This is a genomic window from Pseudomonas huaxiensis (genome assembly GCF_003231275.1).
Taxonomy (GTDB): Bacteria; Pseudomonadota; Gammaproteobacteria; order Pseudomonadales; family Pseudomonadaceae; genus Aquipseudomonas; species Aquipseudomonas huaxiensis.
On the sequence record NZ_QKVL01000019.1, the window covers coordinates 1 to 16803 of the forward strand.

18 protein-coding genes are annotated in these 16803 nt (G+C 62.6%); 11 read left to right on the forward strand and 7 right to left on the reverse strand.

The window, feature by feature from the left end:
• Window positions 1-100 precede the first annotated feature (100 nt).
• Both DM374_RS19225 and DM374_RS19230 read right to left on the reverse strand, forming a co-directional pair.
• Window positions 101-1594, reverse strand: a complete 1494-nt coding sequence (locus DM374_RS19225) for a CoA-acylating methylmalonate-semialdehyde dehydrogenase (protein ID WP_110971318.1) — start codon at window positions 1592-1594, stop codon at window positions 101-103.
• 61 nt (window positions 1595-1655) lie between these two features.
• Entirely contained in the window at window positions 1656-3002 is a 1347-nt protein-coding gene (locus DM374_RS19230; protein ID WP_110971411.1) for an aspartate aminotransferase family protein, read from the reverse strand.
• A 126-nt stretch (window positions 3003-3128) separates the two neighbouring features.
• Between DM374_RS19230 and DM374_RS19235 the strand changes: the two genes are divergently transcribed.
• The 3 genes from DM374_RS19235 (at window position 3129) to DM374_RS19245 (ending at window position 5400) form a co-directional block, all read left to right on the forward strand.
• Window positions 3129-4046 (forward strand): LysR family transcriptional regulator, encoded by a 918-nt coding sequence (locus DM374_RS19235; RefSeq protein ID WP_110971319.1) that lies wholly within the window; start codon window positions 3129-3131, stop codon window positions 4044-4046.
• A 100-nt stretch (window positions 4047-4146) separates the two neighbouring features.
• Window positions 4147-4806, forward strand: coding sequence for a TetR/AcrR family transcriptional regulator (locus DM374_RS19240; RefSeq protein ID WP_095156090.1), 660 nt, complete (start codon window positions 4147-4149; stop codon window positions 4804-4806).
• Between the two features lie 9 nt (window positions 4807-4815).
• Complete coding sequence (locus DM374_RS19245) at window positions 4816-5400, forward strand: IMPACT family protein (protein WP_110971320.1); 585 nt, start codon at window positions 4816-4818, stop codon at window positions 5398-5400.
• A 277-nt stretch (window positions 5401-5677) separates the two neighbouring features.
• Here the strand turns inward: DM374_RS19245 and DM374_RS19250 are convergent, their stop codons facing one another.
• Window positions 5678-6115, reverse strand: coding sequence for a hypothetical protein (locus tag DM374_RS19250; RefSeq protein WP_110971321.1), 438 nt, complete (start codon window positions 6113-6115; stop codon window positions 5678-5680).
• Window positions 6116-6198: 83 nt separating this feature from the next.
• On the opposite strand from DM374_RS19250, the gene DM374_RS19255 reads away from it, so the two are divergent.
• The 3 genes from DM374_RS19255 to DM374_RS19265 all read left to right on the forward strand — a co-directional run bounded on the left by DM374_RS19255 (window position 6199) and on the right by DM374_RS19265 (window position 8359).
• The gene (locus DM374_RS19255; RefSeq protein WP_095156087.1) at window positions 6199-6582 is read left to right on the forward strand and encodes a MerR family transcriptional regulator; all 384 of its coding nucleotides are present in this window, start codon (window positions 6199-6201) and stop codon (window positions 6580-6582) included.
• Complete coding sequence (locus DM374_RS19260; RefSeq protein WP_110971322.1) at window positions 6579-7262, forward strand: SDR family oxidoreductase; 684 nt, start codon at window positions 6579-6581, stop codon at window positions 7260-7262. The genes DM374_RS19255 and DM374_RS19260 overlap by 4 nt, the downstream gene beginning before the upstream one ends.
• 143 nt (window positions 7263-7405) lie before the next feature.
• Window positions 7406-8359, forward strand: coding sequence for an adenosine deaminase (locus DM374_RS19265; RefSeq protein ID WP_110971323.1), 954 nt, complete (start codon window positions 7406-7408; stop codon window positions 8357-8359).
• A gap of 45 nt (window positions 8360-8404) precedes the next feature.
• On the opposite strand, the gene DM374_RS19270 is transcribed toward DM374_RS19265, so the two are convergent.
• A complete protein-coding gene (locus tag DM374_RS19270; protein ID WP_095156084.1) occupies window positions 8405-9130 on the reverse strand; it encodes an ArsR/SmtB family transcription factor in 726 nt (241 codons plus the stop codon).
• Window positions 9131-9583: 453 nt separating this feature from the next.
• Window positions 9584-10504: a LysR family transcriptional regulator gene (locus DM374_RS19275; RefSeq protein ID WP_110971412.1), complete on the reverse strand. Its 921-nt coding sequence runs from the start codon at window positions 10502-10504 to the stop codon at window positions 9584-9586.
• A 111-nt stretch (window positions 10505-10615) separates the two neighbouring features.
• On the opposite strand from DM374_RS19275, the gene DM374_RS19280 reads away from it, so the two are divergent.
• Window positions 10616-11629 (forward strand): zinc-binding alcohol dehydrogenase family protein, encoded by a 1014-nt coding sequence (locus tag DM374_RS19280; RefSeq protein WP_110971324.1) that lies wholly within the window; start codon window positions 10616-10618, stop codon window positions 11627-11629.
• Window positions 11630-11741: 112 nt separating this feature from the next.
• Window positions 11742-11906, forward strand: a complete 165-nt coding sequence (locus tag DM374_RS33510) for a hypothetical protein (RefSeq protein WP_177431580.1) — start codon at window positions 11742-11744, stop codon at window positions 11904-11906.
• On the opposite strand, the gene DM374_RS19285 is transcribed toward DM374_RS33510, so the two are convergent.
• Window positions 11890-13071 (reverse strand): multidrug effflux MFS transporter, encoded by a 1182-nt coding sequence (locus DM374_RS19285; protein WP_110971325.1) that lies wholly within the window; start codon window positions 13069-13071, stop codon window positions 11890-11892. The genes DM374_RS33510 and DM374_RS19285 overlap by 17 nt on opposite strands.
• A gap of 149 nt (window positions 13072-13220) precedes the next feature.
• The gene (locus tag DM374_RS19290) at window positions 13221-13418 is read right to left on the reverse strand and encodes a heavy-metal-associated domain-containing protein (protein WP_095156081.1); all 198 of its coding nucleotides are present in this window, start codon (window positions 13416-13418) and stop codon (window positions 13221-13223) included.
• 147 nt (window positions 13419-13565) lie between these two features.
• On the opposite strand from DM374_RS19290, the gene DM374_RS19295 reads away from it, so the two are divergent.
• Genes DM374_RS19295 through cueR form a run of 3 tightly spaced genes read left to right on the forward strand, consistent with a single transcriptional unit; the run spans window position 13566 to window position 16802 of the window.
• The gene (locus tag DM374_RS19295; protein ID WP_110971326.1) at window positions 13566-13949 is read left to right on the forward strand and encodes a hypothetical protein; all 384 of its coding nucleotides are present in this window, start codon (window positions 13566-13568) and stop codon (window positions 13947-13949) included.
• Between the two features lie 55 nt (window positions 13950-14004).
• The gene (locus DM374_RS19300) at window positions 14005-16407 is read left to right on the forward strand and encodes a heavy metal translocating P-type ATPase (protein WP_110971327.1); all 2403 of its coding nucleotides are present in this window, start codon (window positions 14005-14007) and stop codon (window positions 16405-16407) included.
• A complete protein-coding gene (cueR, locus tag DM374_RS19305) occupies window positions 16404-16802 on the forward strand; it encodes a Cu(I)-responsive transcriptional regulator (protein WP_110971328.1) in 399 nt (132 codons plus the stop codon). Before DM374_RS19300 ends, cueR begins: the two co-directional genes overlap by 4 nt.
• Window position 16803: the final 1 nt, after the last annotated feature.

Here is a 16803-nt window from a genome sequence, read left to right on the forward strand (position 1 = left end):
CACTTATTGCAACAAAGTTGTCATCACGGTCAAAAGCGCTGAAAAGCGAAGAAGGGAGGCCTTGCGGCCTCCCTTCTTCTATATAGCTACATAGCTAGCCTTACAGACTCGGGAACGCGAACTGCGAAGCCTCATGGCTGGCACGCTGCGGCCAGCGCTGGGTGATCGCCTTGCGCCGGGTGTAGAAGCGCACACCGTCTGGGCCATACGCATGCAGGTCGCCGAACAGCGAACGCTTCCAGCCGCCGAAGCTGTGGTACGCAACCGGCACCGGCAGCGGCACGTTGACGCCGACCATGCCCACTTCGATCTCGTCGCAGAACAGCCGCGCCGCTTCACCGTCACGGGTGAAGATGCAGGTGCCGTTACCGTACTCGTGATCGTTGATCAGTTGCATGGCCTCTTCCAGGCTGCCGACACGGACGATGCACAGCACCGGCCCGAAGATCTCTTCTTTATAGATGCGCATTTCCGGCGTAACGCGATCGAACAGCGTACCGCCAACGAAGTAGCCGTCTTCATGACCCGCTACGCGATAGCCGCGACCATCCACCACCAACTCGGCACCCGCAGCGAGGCCATCGTCGATATAGCCAACGACCTTGTCTCGCGCAGCTGCGGTTACCAGCGGCCCCATGTCCAGGCCACAAGAAGTGCCGGCACCAATCTTCAGCCCCTTGATCTGCGGAACCAGCTTGGCCACCAGCGCATCGGCGACCTGATCACCCACGCACACGGCAACGGAGATAGCCATGCAACGCTCGCCACAGGAACCATAGGCCGCGCCCATCAGCGCGCTGACCGCGTTGTCCAGATCCGCATCCGGCATCAGTACGGCATGGTTCTTCGCGCCGCCCAGCGCCTGGACGCGCTTGCCGCGTTTGGTGCCCTCGGAATAGATGTACTCGGCAATCGGGGTCGAACCCACGAAACTCAGCGCTTTCACTTCCGGCGCCTCGATCAGCGCGTCCACTGCTTCCTTGTCGCCATGCACGACGTTCAGTACGCCCTTCGGCAGCCCGGCTTCCTGCAGCAGTTGAGCGATCAGCAGCGTCGAGCTTGGATCACGCTCCGACGGTTTGAGAATAAAGGTGTTACCGCAGGCGATCGCCAGTGGATACATCCACAGCGGCACCATGGCCGGGAAGTTGAACGGGGTAATGCCAGCAACCACGCCCAGCGGCTGGAAGTCGGACCAGGCATCAATGTTCGGACCCACGTTGCGGCTGTACTCGCCCTTCAGCACCTCAGGAGCGGCGCAGGCGAACTCGACGTTCTCGATCCCGCGCTTCAGCTCACCGGCGGCGTCTTCCAGGGTCTTGCCGTGCTCTTCGCTGATGAGCTGGGAGATGCGTGCTTCGTTCTGCTCCAGCAATTGCTTGAAACGGAACATGACCTGGGCGCGTTTGGCAGGCGGGGTATTGCGCCAGGCCGGGAACGCAGCCTTGGCCGCATCGATGGCCTGCTGCACGGTAGCGCGGCTGGCCAGCGACACTTTATGGATCGCCTGGCCGGTAGCCGGGTTGAAAACGTCGGCGCTGCGCTCGTTCGGGGAAACCAGCTCGCCATTGATCAGGTGTGCAACGGTGCTCATGCAAAACTCCAGAATTCGGGTTCGGGCAGGCGCAAGACCGCGCCCGCCCCGGAAGAAGAAATCAGTCGATGGCGTTCAGGGCTTCGCCCACGGCGTCGAACAGGCGGTCCAGTTCTTGTGGCTTGGTATTGAAGGTCGGGCCGAACTGCAGGGTGTCGCCGCCGTAACGGACATAGAAGCCGGCTTGCCACAACTTCATCGCCGCTTCGTAAGGACGCACGATGGCGTCGCCGTCCCGCGCACCGATCTGGATCGCGCCAGCCAGGCCGTAGTTGCGGATGTCGATGACGTTCTTGGTGCCCTTGATGCCGTGCAACACGTTCTCGAAGTGCGGCGCCAGTTCGGCAGCGGACTGCACCAGGTTTTCTTTCTGCAACAGGTCCAATGCGGCGATACCGGCCGCGCAAGCCACTGGGTGCGCCGAGTAGGTGTATCCGTGGGGGAATTCCACCGCGTATTCGGGCGTTGGCTGATTCATGAAGGTCTGATAGATCTCACTGCTGGCGATCACCGCGCCCATCGGAATGGCGCCGTTGGTGACCTGCTTGGCGATGCACATCAGGTCCGGGGTCACGCCGAAGGCATCGGCACCAAACATCGCGCCCATGCGGCCGAAACCGGTGATGACTTCGTCAAAGATCAGCAGGATGTTGTGTTGGTCGCAAATTTCCCGCAGACGTTTCAGATAACCCTTAGGCGGCGGCAGGACACCGGCGGAACCGGCCAGCGGCTCGACGATCAGCGCAGCGATGTTGGACGCATCGTGCAACTCGATCAGCTTGAGCATCTCATCGGCCAGGGCGATACCGCCCTCTTCCGGCATGCCTTTGCTGAAGGCGTTGCCCGGCAGCACGGTGTGCGGAATGTGGTCGACGTCGAGGAACTGGCCAAACATTTTACGGTTGCCATTCACACCGCCCAGGCTGGTACCGGCGATGTTCACGCCGTGGTAACCACGGGCACGGCCGATCAGCTTGGTCTTGGTGGCCTGGCCTTTCAGGCGCCAGTAGGCACGGACCATCTTCACCGCGGTGTCACAGCACTCGGAACCGGAGTTGGTATAGAAGACGTGATTGAGGTTGCCAGGCGTCAGGTCGGTGATCTTCTCGGCCAACTGGAACGACAGCGGATGACCGAACTGGAACGCTGGCGAGTAGTCCAGCACGCCCAACTGACGAGAAACGGCTTCCTGGATTTCCTTGCGGGTGTGACCGGCGCCGCAGGTCCACAGGCCCGACAGTGCGTCGAAAATCTTGCGGCCTTTGTCATCGACCAGATAGTTGCCTTCAGCGGCGACGATCAGGCGCGGATCGCGCTGGAAATTACGGTTGGCGGTGTAAGGCATCCAGTGCGCATCCAGCTTCAGCTGGCTAGCCAGACCGGCAGGAGCGTTTTCAGGCAGGTTCATCGTCAAGACCTCGCAAGGCGGATTGAACAGCATTCGAAGAAAGCGTTGTGTTGCCGATACGTTGTCACGGCTATAAAGTCCGGAAAACTGGACTTTTCTAATCCTCAGTTCACTGGACACTAAACTATGAGCCGTCGCCCGGAGCCGCTTTCCCAAGTCAGTGATTTCGACATCCGGCTGCTGAAGATTTTCCGCAGCGTTGTTGAATGTGGCGGCTTCTCTGCGGCGGAGAACGTGCTTGGGATCGGGCGCTCGGCGATCAGCCAGCAGATGGGCGATCTGGAACAACGCCTCGGACTGCGCCTTTGTCAGCGTGGGCGTGCCGGGTTCTCGCTGACCGAGGAAGGTCGGGAGGTCTATCAGTCGGCGCTGCAGTTGCTCAGCGCACTGGAGAGTTTCCGCACCGAGGTCAACGGTCTGCACCAGCACTTGCGCGGCGAGCTGAACATCGGTCTGACCGACAATCTGGTGACCATGCCGCATATGCGCATCACCCATGCCCTCGCCCAGCTCAAGGACCGTGGCCCGGACGTGCGCATCCGCATCCGCATGATCCCGCCGAGCCAGGTCGAACAAGGCGTGCTCGACGGCAGCCTGCATGTCGGCGTGGTGCCGCAGGCCAGCCCGCTGTCCGGGCTCGAGTACCAGCCGCTGTACAGCGAACGGTCACTACTTTATTGCGCCGTGGGCCACCCGCTGTTCTATGCCGACGACCGCCAACTGGACGACCAGCGCCTCAACAGCCAGGACGCCATTGCCCCGACCTTCCGGCTGCCCGCAGAAATTCAGGAGCACTATCAGGCACTCCACTGCACCGCCAGCGCATCTGACCGTGAAGGCATGGCGTTCCTCATCCTCACTGGGCGCTACATCGGCTACCTGCCGGATCACTACGCCAGCTTCTGGGTACAACAGGGCCGCCTGCGCGCACTTAAACCCAGCGAGCGTTTTTACGACCTGAGCCTGGCCTGGGTAACGCGCAAGGGACGGCGTCCGCACCTGGTGCTGGAGAGCTTCCTGGAGAGTCTGGCTGCGACACGATGAGACGCATTTGCGATATTCTGCCGCTTCGCGCTTGTCTGCCCGCTGCGGCTGGGGTATCAGTGCAGGTGCCTCTATTTCCCAGCTCTTGCCGGAATCGCCCATGACCCTCGAAGTGCCCGCCCACCGCCCCTTGGCCGCCAAGCCCGCCGGGCGAATTCGCCAGAAGAACGAGCAAGCCATCATCCAGGCCGCCGAGGACGAATTCGCACGGCACGGCTTCAAAGGCACCAGCATGAACACCATCGCCCAGAACGCCGGGCTGCCCAAAGCCAACCTGCACTACTACTTCACCAACAAGTTGGGGCTGTACATCGCAGTCCTGAGCAACATCATCGAGTTGTGGGACAGCACCTTCAACGCCCTGAGCGTCGATGACGACCCGGCCGAGTCCCTCGCCCAGTACATCCGCGCCAAGATGGAGTTCTCGCGACGCAACCCGCAGGCGTCGCGGATCTTCGCCATGGAGATCATCAGCGGTGGCCAGTGCCTGAGCGACTACTTCAGCCAGGACTACCGCGAATGGTTCAAAGGCCGGGCCGCGGTGTTCCAGGGCTGGATCGATGCCGGCAAGATGGACCGGGTCGACCCGGTTCACCTGATTTTCCTGCTCTGGAGCAGCACCCAGCACTACGCCGACTTCGCCACCCAGATCTGCCAGGTCACCGGCCGCAGTCGCCTGACCAAGCAAGACATGGAAGAAGCCGGCAACAATCTTATCCACATCATCCTCAAAGGCTGTGGCCTGACGCCGCCGAACTGACACCCGCTTATGCCTTCTACCCTGCTGGACACTTGCGAATACCGCGAAGAGATTCGCAAGAGCCGCTTCATTACCCTGGCCGCGCCTATCAGCACGCCCGGCGACGCCCAGGCGTTTATCGAGCAGAACAGTGACCTCGCCGCCACCCATAACTGCTGGGCCTGGAAGATCGGCGAGCAATACCGCAGCAGCGACGACGGCGAACCCGGCGGCACTGCCGGTCGACCGATACTGGCCGCCATCGAAGCCCAGGACTGTGATCAAGTGGTAGTGCTGGTGATCCGCTGGTACGGCGGCATTCAATTGGGCACCGGCGGACTGGCCCGGGCCTACGGCGGCGGCGCCAACAAGTGCCTGCAACAGGCGCCGAAGCGCCTGCTGGTCAGTCGCACGGAGCTCAAGTGCAGTTGCTCGTTCAGCGAATTGGCGCTGCTAAAGTTGCGGGTGAGCGAAGCCGATGGCTTGGTGCTGGGCGAGGAATTCACGTCCAATGGCGTCGACGTCCGCCTCGCCCTTGGCGCAACGCAGATCGATACCGTGCAACGGCAACTGGCTGACCTCAGCCGTGGCCGAATCCTGCTCGAGCCCTGCTGAGCGATTTGCCCACATCTGCTGTGGGCCCGGTTGTGGATAACCTCTGCGCACTCCTCTACAGGCCTTGCCCAGCAAGGCCTGCAGGAAAACGATCAGATTTTGATCACAATCTGATGACAACCGCTTATTCGCCGAAAAATCAGCCGCTTAAGTCCGGTTATCAGCGTTGGAAAGCAACAAATCCGGACTTGAACCCCCTACGCGGTGTTGCACACAAATACTGTGGAGGAAGTTGTGGATAAACCGTGCACGCCTGCATCAATCGCTTGCCTGGCCGTCACGCGGAGCAGTTGATCGTTTTTTGATCAGACAAGTTTTCCACAGCCCGTATCGGCCACAACTGTAGCGCCGCCCAGGCCAACTCCATCACCAGAATCCCCCAGATCAATTCGGTCGCGCCCTGCATCAGCGCATACGCTTGCCAACTGGCGAACAGCAATCGGCCCACGGCGTCATAGCGACCGAATTGCACCTGTGGATCGCGAATACGCAGCACAGACCAGACGCAGACAATCGAGCCCATCAGGTTGGCCATCAACACGTGCATCGGGGCGAACGGCGGCAGTTCCCCCGTCAATCCCCAACCAGCGCTCAACTGGGTCAAGGCGCCGTGCAGCAGCGCCAGGCTCCAGGGCGTTACGAATGCCGCCGTGATCAACAGGTCGTACCAGCCACTGGCCCTGACTAGACCCCGATAGCCTTTCTGACTCCACATGTGCCGCTCCTTGCTGGAAAGTAAAGGCAGCAGGCTAAAGCCTGGAGTATGCTCCAAGGTCAACCCTTCCTCAGGAATCGATTGTGCGAATCGGAGAACTGGCCCAGACCTGTTCCGTCAGCCGCGACACGTTGCGCTTCTACGAGGAGCGCGGTCTGATCCGCGCCCATCGCAGTGCCAACGGCTACCGCAATTACCCGGCTGAAACCGTGCAACTGGTGCTGCTGATCAAGACCGCGCAGAAGCTCGGTTTCAGCCTTGGCGAAATCAGCCAGAACGTCGCCGAGTTGTGGCAGGCGAAAGACCCGGAAGCACTGGTCACGCGCTTTATCGAAGACAAACTGGCACTGGTCGAAGCCCGGATCGAGGCTCTTGATCAGTTGCGCCAGGAGTTGCGTGAACGGCTGCAGCAACGCTGCCCCTTGCGCCTGACGGCGTCCCCCTCATTGAAAGGAGCTCTCGCATGACTAACCCGAAAACCGCCCTGATCATCGGCGCCTCCCGTGGCCTGGGCCTTGGCCTGGCTGAACGCTTGAGCGAAGACGGCTGGAAGGTCGTCGCAACCGTGCGCGACCCGGCCAAGGCCAGTGCGCTGGCAGCATTGCCAGGCATCCAGGTGGAAACCCTGGAAATGAACAGCACCACACAGCTCGACGCCCTGCAAAAGCGCCTCGAAGGCCAGGCGTTTGATCTGCTGTTCGTCAACGCGGGGGTTAAAGGGCCGGATAACCAAAATGCCGAAGTCGCACAACTGAACGAGATCGGAGAATTGTTCCTGACCAACAGCGTGGCACCGATCCGCGTGGCCCAGCGCTTTGCCGGCCAGGTGCGTGGAAGCGGCGTTATCGCGTTCATGAGTTCTATCCTCGGCAGCATCAGCATTCCCGACGCTCCGGACCTGGCCCTGTACAAAGCCAGCAAGGCCGCACTGAACTCCATGATCAACAGCTTCGTCGTGCGCCTGGGCGAAACCGGTCTGAGCGTGCTGGCCATGCACCCGGGCTGGGTCAAGACCGATATGGGCGGCGACGGCGCCGACATTGATGTGCCCACCAGCACCCGCGGCATGGTCGAGCAAGTCAACGCTTACGCCGGCAAGGGCGGCGTGCATTACATCAACTACAAAGGCGAATCGCTGGTCTGGTGATTTTTCCTGCGATGTGGGCCGTTCCACGCTAGGTGAAACGGCCCGGCACGGCGCAGCTATAGTTCAACCGGCCGGTCAGGTTTCACAGCCCCGGTCCGACAACCTCTGTAGAATGCGCCGATTGCACCTGATGAGAATTGACCATGTACGACTGGCTTAACGCGCTGCCCAAGGCAGAATTGCACCTGCACCTGGAAGGATCGCTGGAGCCCGAGTTGCTGTTCGCCCTGGCTGAGCGCAACAAGATCGCCCTGCCCTGGAATGATGTCGAAGCCCTGCGCGCGGCTTATGCTTTCAACAACCTGCAAGAATTCCTCGACCTGTACTACCAGGGCGCCGACGTGCTGCGCACCGAGCAGGACTTCTACGACCTGACCTGGGCCTACCTGCAACGCTGCAAGGCTCAGAACGTCATCCATACCGAGCCCTTCTTCGACCCGCAGACCCACACCGACCGTGGCATTCCCTTCGAAGTGGTTCTGGACGGTATCGCCCGCGCACTCAAGGACGGCCGCGAGCAACTGGGCATCGGCAGCGGGCTGATCCTCAGTTTCCTGCGCCACCTGAGCGAAGAAGAAGCCCAGAAGACCCTCGACCAGGCTCTGCCATTTCGCGATGCCTTCATTGCCGTGGGCCTCGACAGCTCGGAGAAAGGTCATCCACCGAGCAAGTTCAAGCGGGTCTTCGACCGTGCCCGTAGCGAAGGCTTCCTGACTGTCGCCCACGCCGGCGAAGAAGGACCACCCGAATACATCTGGGAAGCGCTGGACCTGTTGAAGATCGAGCGTATCGACCACGGCGTGCGCGCCATCGAGGACGAGCGTCTGATGCAGCGCATCATCGACGAGCAGATCCCGCTGACCGTGTGCCCGCTATCCAACACCAAGCTCTGCGTGTTCGACCACATGAGCCAGCACAACATCCTCGACATGCTCGAACGCGGTGTGAAGGTCACGGTGAACTCGGACGACCCGGCGTACTTCGGCGGTTATGTCACCGAGAACTTCCACGCCCTGCACACCCATCTCGGCATGACTGAAGACCAGGCCCGTCGCCTCGCCCAGAACAGTCTGGACGCCCGCCTCGTCAAAGCCTGAAATACCTGAAAGAACGCTCGGCGACCTTCTCGCCGGGCGTGATGTTCAGCCCATCGACAGCGGCGCCGGCATGCGGGCGATTTGCTGGATGCCACGCAGTCCACCGGGGGTCAACTGCACGACCCTGGACTCATCGCTGATCCGCACCCAGCCTGACTGAACGAACAATTTCATGAGACTGCTGCCCAGCGCGCCGCCCAGGTGCGAGCGCCGGTCATGGACCTCGCTGCAACAGTTGCAGAGGCTGCACAGGCGACCATCGCGTGGGGCCAGTGCGTCGATGAAGATGCCCTGGCGAGCAAAATGAACGCGGCCGTGCAGGGTGATTTCCAGTTGCTGCTCGGCCTGTTGCACCCACTGCGCGTCCAGCAGTCGCTGCAGCAAGTCTGCCGCCACCTCGCCGCCAAGATGATCCCAACACAACCGTGCCCGACGCATCGCCAGCGGCACTGTCACTGGAGCCTGCTCGCGTGACGTCGCCGGCCGCTCGAAGTCGCGGATGGTCACGCTGGCCAGTGCTTCCACGGCAGTGCCGATTTCCGGTGCGGCCAACCGGAAGTAACGCTTGCGCCCCCGAGCTTCACGTTTGAGCAGCCCCCCGGCCGACAGCCGGGCCAGATGTGCGCACGCCGAAGAAGGTGTCAGCCCGGCCAGGGTGGCCAGTTCCTCCAGGGGACGCGCCATTCCATCGATAAGTGCCCAGAGCATTGCACTGCGTTTGGGATCGGCCATCAAACTGGCGATCTGGCTGATACTGGCTATCGGTTGCATCTTTCCACTCCCTGCGTAGTTGTCATTGGCGAATGCGGGCTCCTCCCATCTTCAAGCCGGGCAGACAAAGGCCCGGCCGCCGATACCAGGAAACCGGTACGGTACTTACTCGAGGTATAAGTTCATGGGAAAAGGGCATCCCGCCCTTGCTTCAACCTGGAAACATTATCCCGATGATGGCAATTGCCCGGTCCAGTATAAGCCTGCTTATTCCGGCACAAGCGCCACCTTTTGCGACAAACTGCCCATGCTTTCGCAACCCTGGGCGAAAGCCCGGAGCGAGGTGTTCTGCGGAACAACGGTCATTTTTGAGGCGCAAGTGCCTATGTATTCATGGCATCGCGGATTACAGGAAAGTCATCAAGGCAAATTGAATTGTTACTTTACCTACGTTCAAAGTAATAACTTCCTTCATACATATGCGCAGTGTATGTCGGACATAAAAATGAATGCTTAACCTGCTTCTGTTTTCAACTCATCCAGCAACAACCGGCAGCGCTCCTTGAGCAGGGCGCTCAAACGTTGTACCGGCTTGCTCAACTGCGCCCGGTGAGTGCACAGCAGGTTCAGCGGCGTGGACTCACCGCGATAGTGCCCCAGCAACACCCGCAGACGACCGGCGCGTACATCGGCGGCCACATCCAGCCAGGATTTGTAGGCGATCCCCACACCCGCCACGGCCCAGCGCCGCACGACATCAGCGTCGTCGCAGAAACGGTCGCCGCTGACCAGCACGCTTTCCTCACCGTCCTGCAGCTGGAACCGCCAGTGATCATGCACACCGCTGCCCAATTGATAGAGCAGGCAATTGTGTTCGCTCAGTTGGGCAATGCTGCGCGGCTCGCCATGTCGCGCAAGATAGTCAGGCGCGGCGCAGAGCACACGGCGGTTCTCCAGGCACAGCGGCACCGCGACCAGGCTGGAGTCCTCCGGCGTTCCGTAGCGCAGGGCGATATCCACCGGTTGGCGAAACAGGTCGGCGTTGCGATCGCCCAGCAACAGACGCACGTTGAGCAGCGGATGGGCGCGTTGCAGTTCGTCCAGCCAGGGCAGCAGCACGTTGCGGCCAAAATCCGAAGGCGCCGATAACTGCAACACCCCACTGATTTCATCCTGTTCGCGGGCCAGCAGGCGCCGTCCTTCATCGAGACTGGCCAGTGCCGCACGGGCGTGCGCGAGAAAACCCTCGCCCTCGGCCGTCAGGCGCAGGCTGCGCGTGGAACGGGCCAGCAGACGGGCGCCGAGTTGCGCCTCCAGACGCTTGAGCGCCGCACTGGCCACCGCCGGCGACAGGTCGAGCAAGCGCGCCGCCGCCGACAGACTGCCGTGTTCGGCAGCGCTGACAAATAACTGCAAGTCATCGAAGCGCAGCAAGGCGTCCTCCATTTTCAAAAATATTTTGAAAGTTTCTGCGGTTTTAGCGGCTTTTAACCGGAAACGAAAGGGTCAATGATGGCCAGCATCCCGCTCACGAGGAATCCCCTGATGAAAGCCGTTGCCTATTACCAGTCGCTGCCAATCGAAGACGCCGCCGCCCTGCAGGACATCGAACTGCCGGCCCCCGAACCCGGCCCGCGCGACGTGCTGGTGGAAGTCCGGGCAATCTCGGTCAACCCGGTGGACACCAAGGTGCGCCGCAATGCCCAGCCCGAAGGTGGCGCCGCCAAGGTGCTGGGCTGGGATGTCGCCGGGGTGGTCAAGGCGGTGGGCAGTGACGTCAGCCTGTTCCAGCCCGGCGACAAGGTTTATTACGCTGGCTCCATCGCCCGTGCCGGCGGCAACAGCGAGCTGCATGTGGTGGACGAGCGCATCGTTGGCCACATGCCGAAAACCCTGAGCTTCGCCGAAGCCGCTGCCCTGCCGCTCACCGCGATTACCGCCTGGGAACTGCTGTTCGACCGCCTGCAGGTCGCCGAAGGCAAACAGGACTTGGGCCAGAGCCTGCTGATCGTTGGCGCCGCCGGCGGTGTCGGCTCGATTCTTACCCAACTGGCCAGCCAACTCACCGGGCTGCGGGTGATCGGCAGTGCTTCGCGGGAACAAACCCAACAGTGGGTGCGCGAGTTGGGCGCCGACCATGTCGTCGACCATCGCCAGCCACTGGCTGCGGAGTTGAGGGCGCAAGGGATCGACCAGGTCACCCATGTCGCCAGCCTGACGCAGACCGATGAACACCTCGATCAACTGATCGAAGCCCTGGTACCGCAAGGCAAGCTGGCGCTGATCGACGATCCGAAGCAACTGGACGTGACCAAGCTCAAGCGCAAGAGCCTGTCGCTGCACTGGGAGTTCATGTACACGCGTTCGTTGTTCGAAACCCCGGACATGCTGGAGCAGCACACGCTGCTCAACCGGGTGGCCGAACTGGTCGACGCCGGCACCCTGAAGACCACGCTCGGCGAGCATTTCGGCCAGATCAACGCCGCCAACCTGCGCCGCGCCCATGCGTTGCTGGAAAGCGGCAGCGCCAAGGGCAAGATCGTCCTCGAAGGGTTCTGAGGCATCCGACGTACGGCATGACCGTCAGTCCGCAGCTTGCTCCAGGTCATGCCCCGCTCGCAAAAGCGGCGCCTACAATGCGGCAGCCTTTGCCAACCGGAGGTATGCCGCGATGAAGATTGTGCTCAATGCGTCAGGCAAAAAACCGGGCTGCCCTTGGGAAGTCCGGCTCGATCAGCATGTGGTGAGTTTTCGCAGCGAGGCCGAAGCCCGGGCCTTTATCAACACCCTTCAAGCCCGGCTTCAGGCGCCGCATCCACTCAGGCGCTACGCTTGAGTTGCAGGCGGCGGGTCAACACCGCCGCTGTCACCGCCCCGGCACCGCACAGGGTGATGACCAACGCCATGGGGAGCGCGGTGCCGTCATGCAGCGCGCTCACCAGCCCCGCCGCCCCCGCCGCCACACTGAACTGCAGACAACCCAGCAATGCCGAGGCACTGCCGGCGCGAGCGCCCTGCCCGTTCATCGCGCAGGCCGAGGCGTTGGGGATGATGCAGCCCAGGCTGGCAATACACAGGAACAACGGCACCAACAGCGGCCACAGCGCTTGTGTGTGCAGGGCGCTGATGCCCAACACCACCAGACCCGCCAGCAAATATACCCAGATCGTGCGCGCCAGCAGCGAACTGGGCGCGCGCTTGGCCAACAGGCGAGCGTTGACCTGCGCCACCAGAATGAACCCCGCCGCATTCATGCCGAACAGCCAGCCGTAGTGCTCGGCGGGCACGCCGTACAACTTGATGAAAACGAATGGCGAACCGGCGACGTAGGCAAACATCCCGGCCATGGCGATCCCGCCGGTCAGGGCGTAACCGAGAAACACGCCATCCTTGAGCAGTCGCCCGTATTGCCCCAGCGCTCCGGACAACGGTGGCCGCGGCTGATTCGCCGGCAGGCTTTCCGGCAGGCCCCAGGCCACGGTCAGCGCACAGACGGCACTGAACAGCGTCAGGGCGATGAAGATCGACTGCCAGCCATACAGGTTGACCAGCACCCCGCCGAGCATCGGCGCGAGGATCGGCGCCAGCCCCATCACCAGCATCAATTGCGAAAACACTTTCGCCGAGCCGACCGCGTCGCACTTGTCGCTGACGATCGCCCGCGACAGCACCATCCCCGCGCAGCCGCCCAGGGCCTGGACGAAGCGTGCAACCACCAGCGTATCCAGGCTTGGCGCAAAGGCGCAGGCCAGCGATGCCAGGGTGAACAAGGTGACGCCCGCCAACAGCGGAATGCGCCGGCCAAAGCGGTCAGCTACCGGGCCATAGGCCAGTTGGCCGATGGACAGGCCGAGGAAATACGCCGCAAGGGTGGTCTGGATACGTTTTTCATCGGTGCCGAAGGCCACCGCCATCGCGGGAAAGCCGGGCAGATAGAAGTCAATCGCCAACGGCCCGAACGCACTGAGTGCGCCGAGTATGAGGATGGTTCGCAGGTTCATCGGGAATCCGTAGCAGGCTAAGCAAGTTGGCTAGTCTAACTGGCCCACGGGGTTCTCGCTGAAGGAGTTATAAGGAAATTCCAGACGGTCATTGATTCGGCCCTCATCGCCGACAAGCAGAGCGCTGGCCGGCGATGAGACTCGATCACTCAGATTGCGCGAGCTTCGTAGCCTTCTTCGCGGATCAGCTCGAGAATCTGCTCCGACGGCAATTCGCTCTTCACCGACACCTGTTTCTGCGCCAGATCGACGGTCACCTGCGCCGTCGCATCTTCCCGCTGTACCGCGTTGGTCACGGCCTTGACGCAGTGGCCGCAGGTCATGCCTTGCACATTGAATACTTGCATCGTCGCTACCTCCTGGTTGGATTTGGTCGCAGTCTCAAGCTTGCCACCGGGGCAAGGTCAAGTTTGTCGTGGCGCTGCCGGGCTGGAAATCCTCGCCCGCCTCGGCCAAGCTGCGTGCTTGTCGATTCATCAGCAGGAGATTCATCCATGGGCAAGGCAGCGTTGGGCCTTCTCGGTGTGCTGGGGCTGTTCAGCAGCGTTTCCCCGGCCATCGCTGAAAGTCAGGACTACAGCGTGCTGATCATTTCCCGCGAGCGCCTGGAAGTGGCCACCACATGCGAGATCGGGATTTACCTCAACGACCAGCTCTCCGGTCGCGTATTCCAGGAAGACTCCGTCTCCTTCAACCTGCCGGCCGGCAAGGTTGATATCCGTCTGCGTCTACTGCCAGGCCAGGCGCCGGGCTGTTACAACGGCATCGAAAACCAGCGTAGCCAGCAACTCAACCTGCAGAACGGCCAGGTCAATAAATACCGCATCGCCTCGGGCCAGAATGGCCTCTATCTGAAGAAGGCCGACTTGAACTATTGACCTTGCCAGCATGGCAAGGTTGATGCTGGCGGCCAGTCCACGGAGGAGAGCCCCCATGCCCGAGTCAATCACCTTCGACCTGCCGATCTCCGGCATGACCTGCGCCAGTTGCGCAGGTCGGGTGGAACGGGCGCTGCGCAAAGTCGCCGGCGCCGAGCAGGTCAACGTCAACCTCGCCACCGAGCAGGCCCGCATCCTGGCCCCGGCCGACCGCCTGCCGGCGCTGGTGGAAGCGGTCAGCCAGGCCGGCTACAGCGTGCCGGCGCAGAGTCTGGAGTTGCAGATCGGCGGCATGACCTGCGCGTCCTGCGCCGGACGTGTCGAGCGTGCCCTGAACAAGGTGCCCGGGGTGCAATCGGTCAGCGTCAACCTGGCCAGCGAACGCGCCCATGTCGAAGTCATCGGCCACCCCGACAGCAACCTGCTGATCGCCGCCGTCGAGCGCGCCGGCTACAGCGCCAGCCTTCCACACACCGGCCAGACCGCCGTCGATGACAGCGAACGGCGCCTGCGCAACGAGCGCTGGGCGGTGGGCCTTGCCTTGCTGCTGGCCCTGCCGCTGGTGTTGCCGATGCTGCTGCAGCCCTTTGGTATCGAGTGGATGCTCCCGGCCTGGGCGCAGTTCGCCTTGGCCACTCCCGTGCAGTTCGTGCTCGGTGCGCGCTTCTATGTGGCGGCCTGGAAAGCGGTGCGCGCTGGCGCCGGCAACATGGACCTGCTGGTCGCCCTCGGCACTAGCGCCGGCTACGGCCTGAGCCTGTACGAATGGAGCCAGGCCCACGCCGGCATGGCGCCGCACCTGTATTTCGAAGCCTCGGCGGTGGTCATCGCACTGGTGCTGCTGGGCAAATACCTGGAAAGCCGCGCCAAGCGTCAGACCGCCAGCGCCATCCGCGCCCTCGAAGCCTTGCGCCCGGAACGCGCGCTGCAAGTAGTGGAAGGCGTGGAGCGCGACGTACCGATCAGCGCGCTGCGCCTGGACGACCTGGTGCTGGTCAAGCCCGGTGAGCGCTTTCCGGTGGACGGTGAGGTCATCGAAGGCCAGAGCCACGCCGATGAAGCGCTGATCAGCGGCGAAAGTCTGCCGGTGCCCAAGCAGCCGGGCGATCGTGTCACCGGCGGCGCCATCAACGGCGAAGGCCGGCTGCTGGTCCGGACTTTGGCGCTGGGCACGGAAACCGTGCTGGCGCGGATCATTCGACTGGTGGAAGACGCCCAGGCGGCCAAGGCACCAATCCAGAAACTGGTGGACCGGGTCAGCCAGGTGTTCGTGCCCACGGTACTGGTGCTGGCGCTGATCACCCTGATCGGCTGGTGGCTGGCCGGCGCATCCATGGAAGTGGCGCTGATCAATGCCGTCGCGGTGCTGGTGATCGCCTGTCCGTGCGCCCTCGGCCTGGCAACACCCACCGCGATCATGGCCGGCACCGGAGTGGCAGCGCGCCACGGCATCCTGATCAAGGACGCCGAAGCCCTGGAACGCGCCCACGCGGTGAATCGTGTGGTCTTCGACAAGACCGGCACCCTCACCTCCGGCAGCCCGCGCATCGTCCATAGCCGAGCACTTGCGGTGCAACCCGAAGAACTGCTGCAACTGGCCGGCGCCCTGCAGCGCGGCAGCGAGCACCCGCTGGCCAAGGCGGTGCTGGATGCCTGTGCCGAGCGGCAACTGAACGTGCCCGAGATCCAGGACAGCCAGTCGCTGACCGGTCGCGGTATCGCTGGCAGCCTCGACGGCCGCTCGCTGGCGCTGGGCAACCGCCGCCTGCTGGATGAAAGCGGCTTGCAGCCGGGCGATCTGGCAGCGAACGCACAAGCCTGGGAAGCCGAGGGTCGCACCTTGTCCTGGCTGATCGAACGCGCTCCGCAAGCGCGGGTGCTGGGCCTGTTCGCCTTCGGCGACAGCCTCAAGCCCGGTGCCGAGCAAGCCGTGAAGCAACTGGCCGCACAAGGCATCAGCAGCCACCTGCTGACCGGCGACAACCGCGGCAGCGCCAGGGTGGTGGCCGAGGCCCTGGGCATCAAGGACGTGCACGCCGAAGTGCTGCCAGCGGATAAAGCCGCCGAAGTCGGCGCGCTGAAGCAGAGCGGCGTGGTGGCGATGGTCGGCGACGGCATCAACGACGCCCCGGCGCTGGCCGCCGCCGATATCGGCATCGCCATGGGCGGCGGCACCGACGTCGCCATGCAGGCTGCCGGCATCACCCTGATGCGCGGTGACCCGCGCCTGGTGCCCGCAGCGCTGGAAATCAGCCGCAAGACCTACGCGAAGATCCGCCAGAACCTGTTCTGGGCCTTCATCTACAACCTGATCGGAATTCCACTGGCGGCCTTCGGCCTGCTCAACCCGGTACTGGCCGGCGCGGCGATGGCACTGTCGAGCGTCAGCGTGGTGAGCAACGCCCTGCTGCTCAAGACCTGGAAACCGGACACGCCGACAGAGGAGCAAAAACCATGAATATCGGCCAGGCAGCCAAGCGTACGGGCCTGAGCGCAAAGATGATCCGCTATTACGAGTCCATCGGCCTGCTCAAGCCGGCCTCGCGCAGCGACAGCGGCTACCGTCTCTACCAGCAGGACGACCTGCACAGCCTGACGTTCATCAAACGCTCGCGGGATCTGGGATTTTCGTTGGAGGAAGTGGCGAAGCTACTGACCCTGTGGCAGGACCGCCAGCGCGCCAGCGCCGACGTGAAGGCGCTGGCCAGCGAACATATTGCCGACCTCAACCGGCGTATCGAAGAGTTGGTGAGCCTGCGCGACACCCTCAGCGAACTGGTCGCCCACTGCCAGGGCGACGATCGCCCCGACTGCCCGATCCTCAAGGACCTGGCAGCCGGTTGCTGTCACTGAC

Excerpts from the sequence above, each read along its gene's own strand:
- DM374_RS19235 (WP_110971319.1), top strand. The coding sequence starts at position 3,129 with ATGAGCCGTCGCCCGGAGCCGCTTTCCCAAGTCAGTGATTTCGACATC.
- cueR (WP_110971328.1), top strand. The coding sequence starts at position 16,404 with ATGAATATCGGCCAGGCAGCCAAGCGTACGGGCCTGAGCGCAAAGATG.
- DM374_RS19295 (WP_110971326.1), top strand. The coding sequence starts at position 13,566 with ATGGGCAAGGCAGCGTTGGGCCTTCTCGGTGTGCTGGGGCTGTTCAGC.
- DM374_RS19225 (WP_110971318.1), bottom strand. The coding sequence starts at position 1,594 with ATGAGCACCGTTGCACACCTGATCAATGGCGAGCTGGTTTCCCCGAAC.
- DM374_RS19240 (WP_095156090.1), top strand. The coding sequence starts at position 4,147 with ATGACCCTCGAAGTGCCCGCCCACCGCCCCTTGGCCGCCAAGCCCGCC.
- DM374_RS19285 (WP_110971325.1), bottom strand. The coding sequence starts at position 13,071 with ATGAACCTGCGAACCATCCTCATACTCGGCGCACTCAGTGCGTTCGGG.
- DM374_RS19280 (WP_110971324.1), top strand. The coding sequence starts at position 10,616 with ATGAAAGCCGTTGCCTATTACCAGTCGCTGCCAATCGAAGACGCCGCC.
- DM374_RS19260 (WP_110971322.1), top strand. The coding sequence starts at position 6,579 with ATGACTAACCCGAAAACCGCCCTGATCATCGGCGCCTCCCGTGGCCTG.
- DM374_RS19230 (WP_110971411.1), bottom strand. The coding sequence starts at position 3,002 with ATGAACCTGCCTGAAAACGCTCCTGCCGGTCTGGCTAGCCAGCTGAAG.
- DM374_RS33510 (WP_177431580.1), top strand. The coding sequence starts at position 11,742 with ATGAAGATTGTGCTCAATGCGTCAGGCAAAAAACCGGGCTGCCCTTGG.
- DM374_RS19270 (WP_095156084.1), bottom strand. The coding sequence starts at position 9,130 with ATGCAACCGATAGCCAGTATCAGCCAGATCGCCAGTTTGATGGCCGAT.
- DM374_RS19250 (WP_110971321.1), bottom strand. The coding sequence starts at position 6,115 with ATGTGGAGTCAGAAAGGCTATCGGGGTCTAGTCAGGGCCAGTGGCTGG.
- DM374_RS19300 (WP_110971327.1), top strand. The coding sequence starts at position 14,005 with ATGCCCGAGTCAATCACCTTCGACCTGCCGATCTCCGGCATGACCTGC.
- DM374_RS19290 (WP_095156081.1), bottom strand. The coding sequence starts at position 13,418 with ATGCAAGTATTCAATGTGCAAGGCATGACCTGCGGCCACTGCGTCAAG.
- DM374_RS19245 (WP_110971320.1), top strand. The coding sequence starts at position 4,816 with ATGCCTTCTACCCTGCTGGACACTTGCGAATACCGCGAAGAGATTCGC.
- DM374_RS19265 (WP_110971323.1), top strand. The coding sequence starts at position 7,406 with ATGTACGACTGGCTTAACGCGCTGCCCAAGGCAGAATTGCACCTGCAC.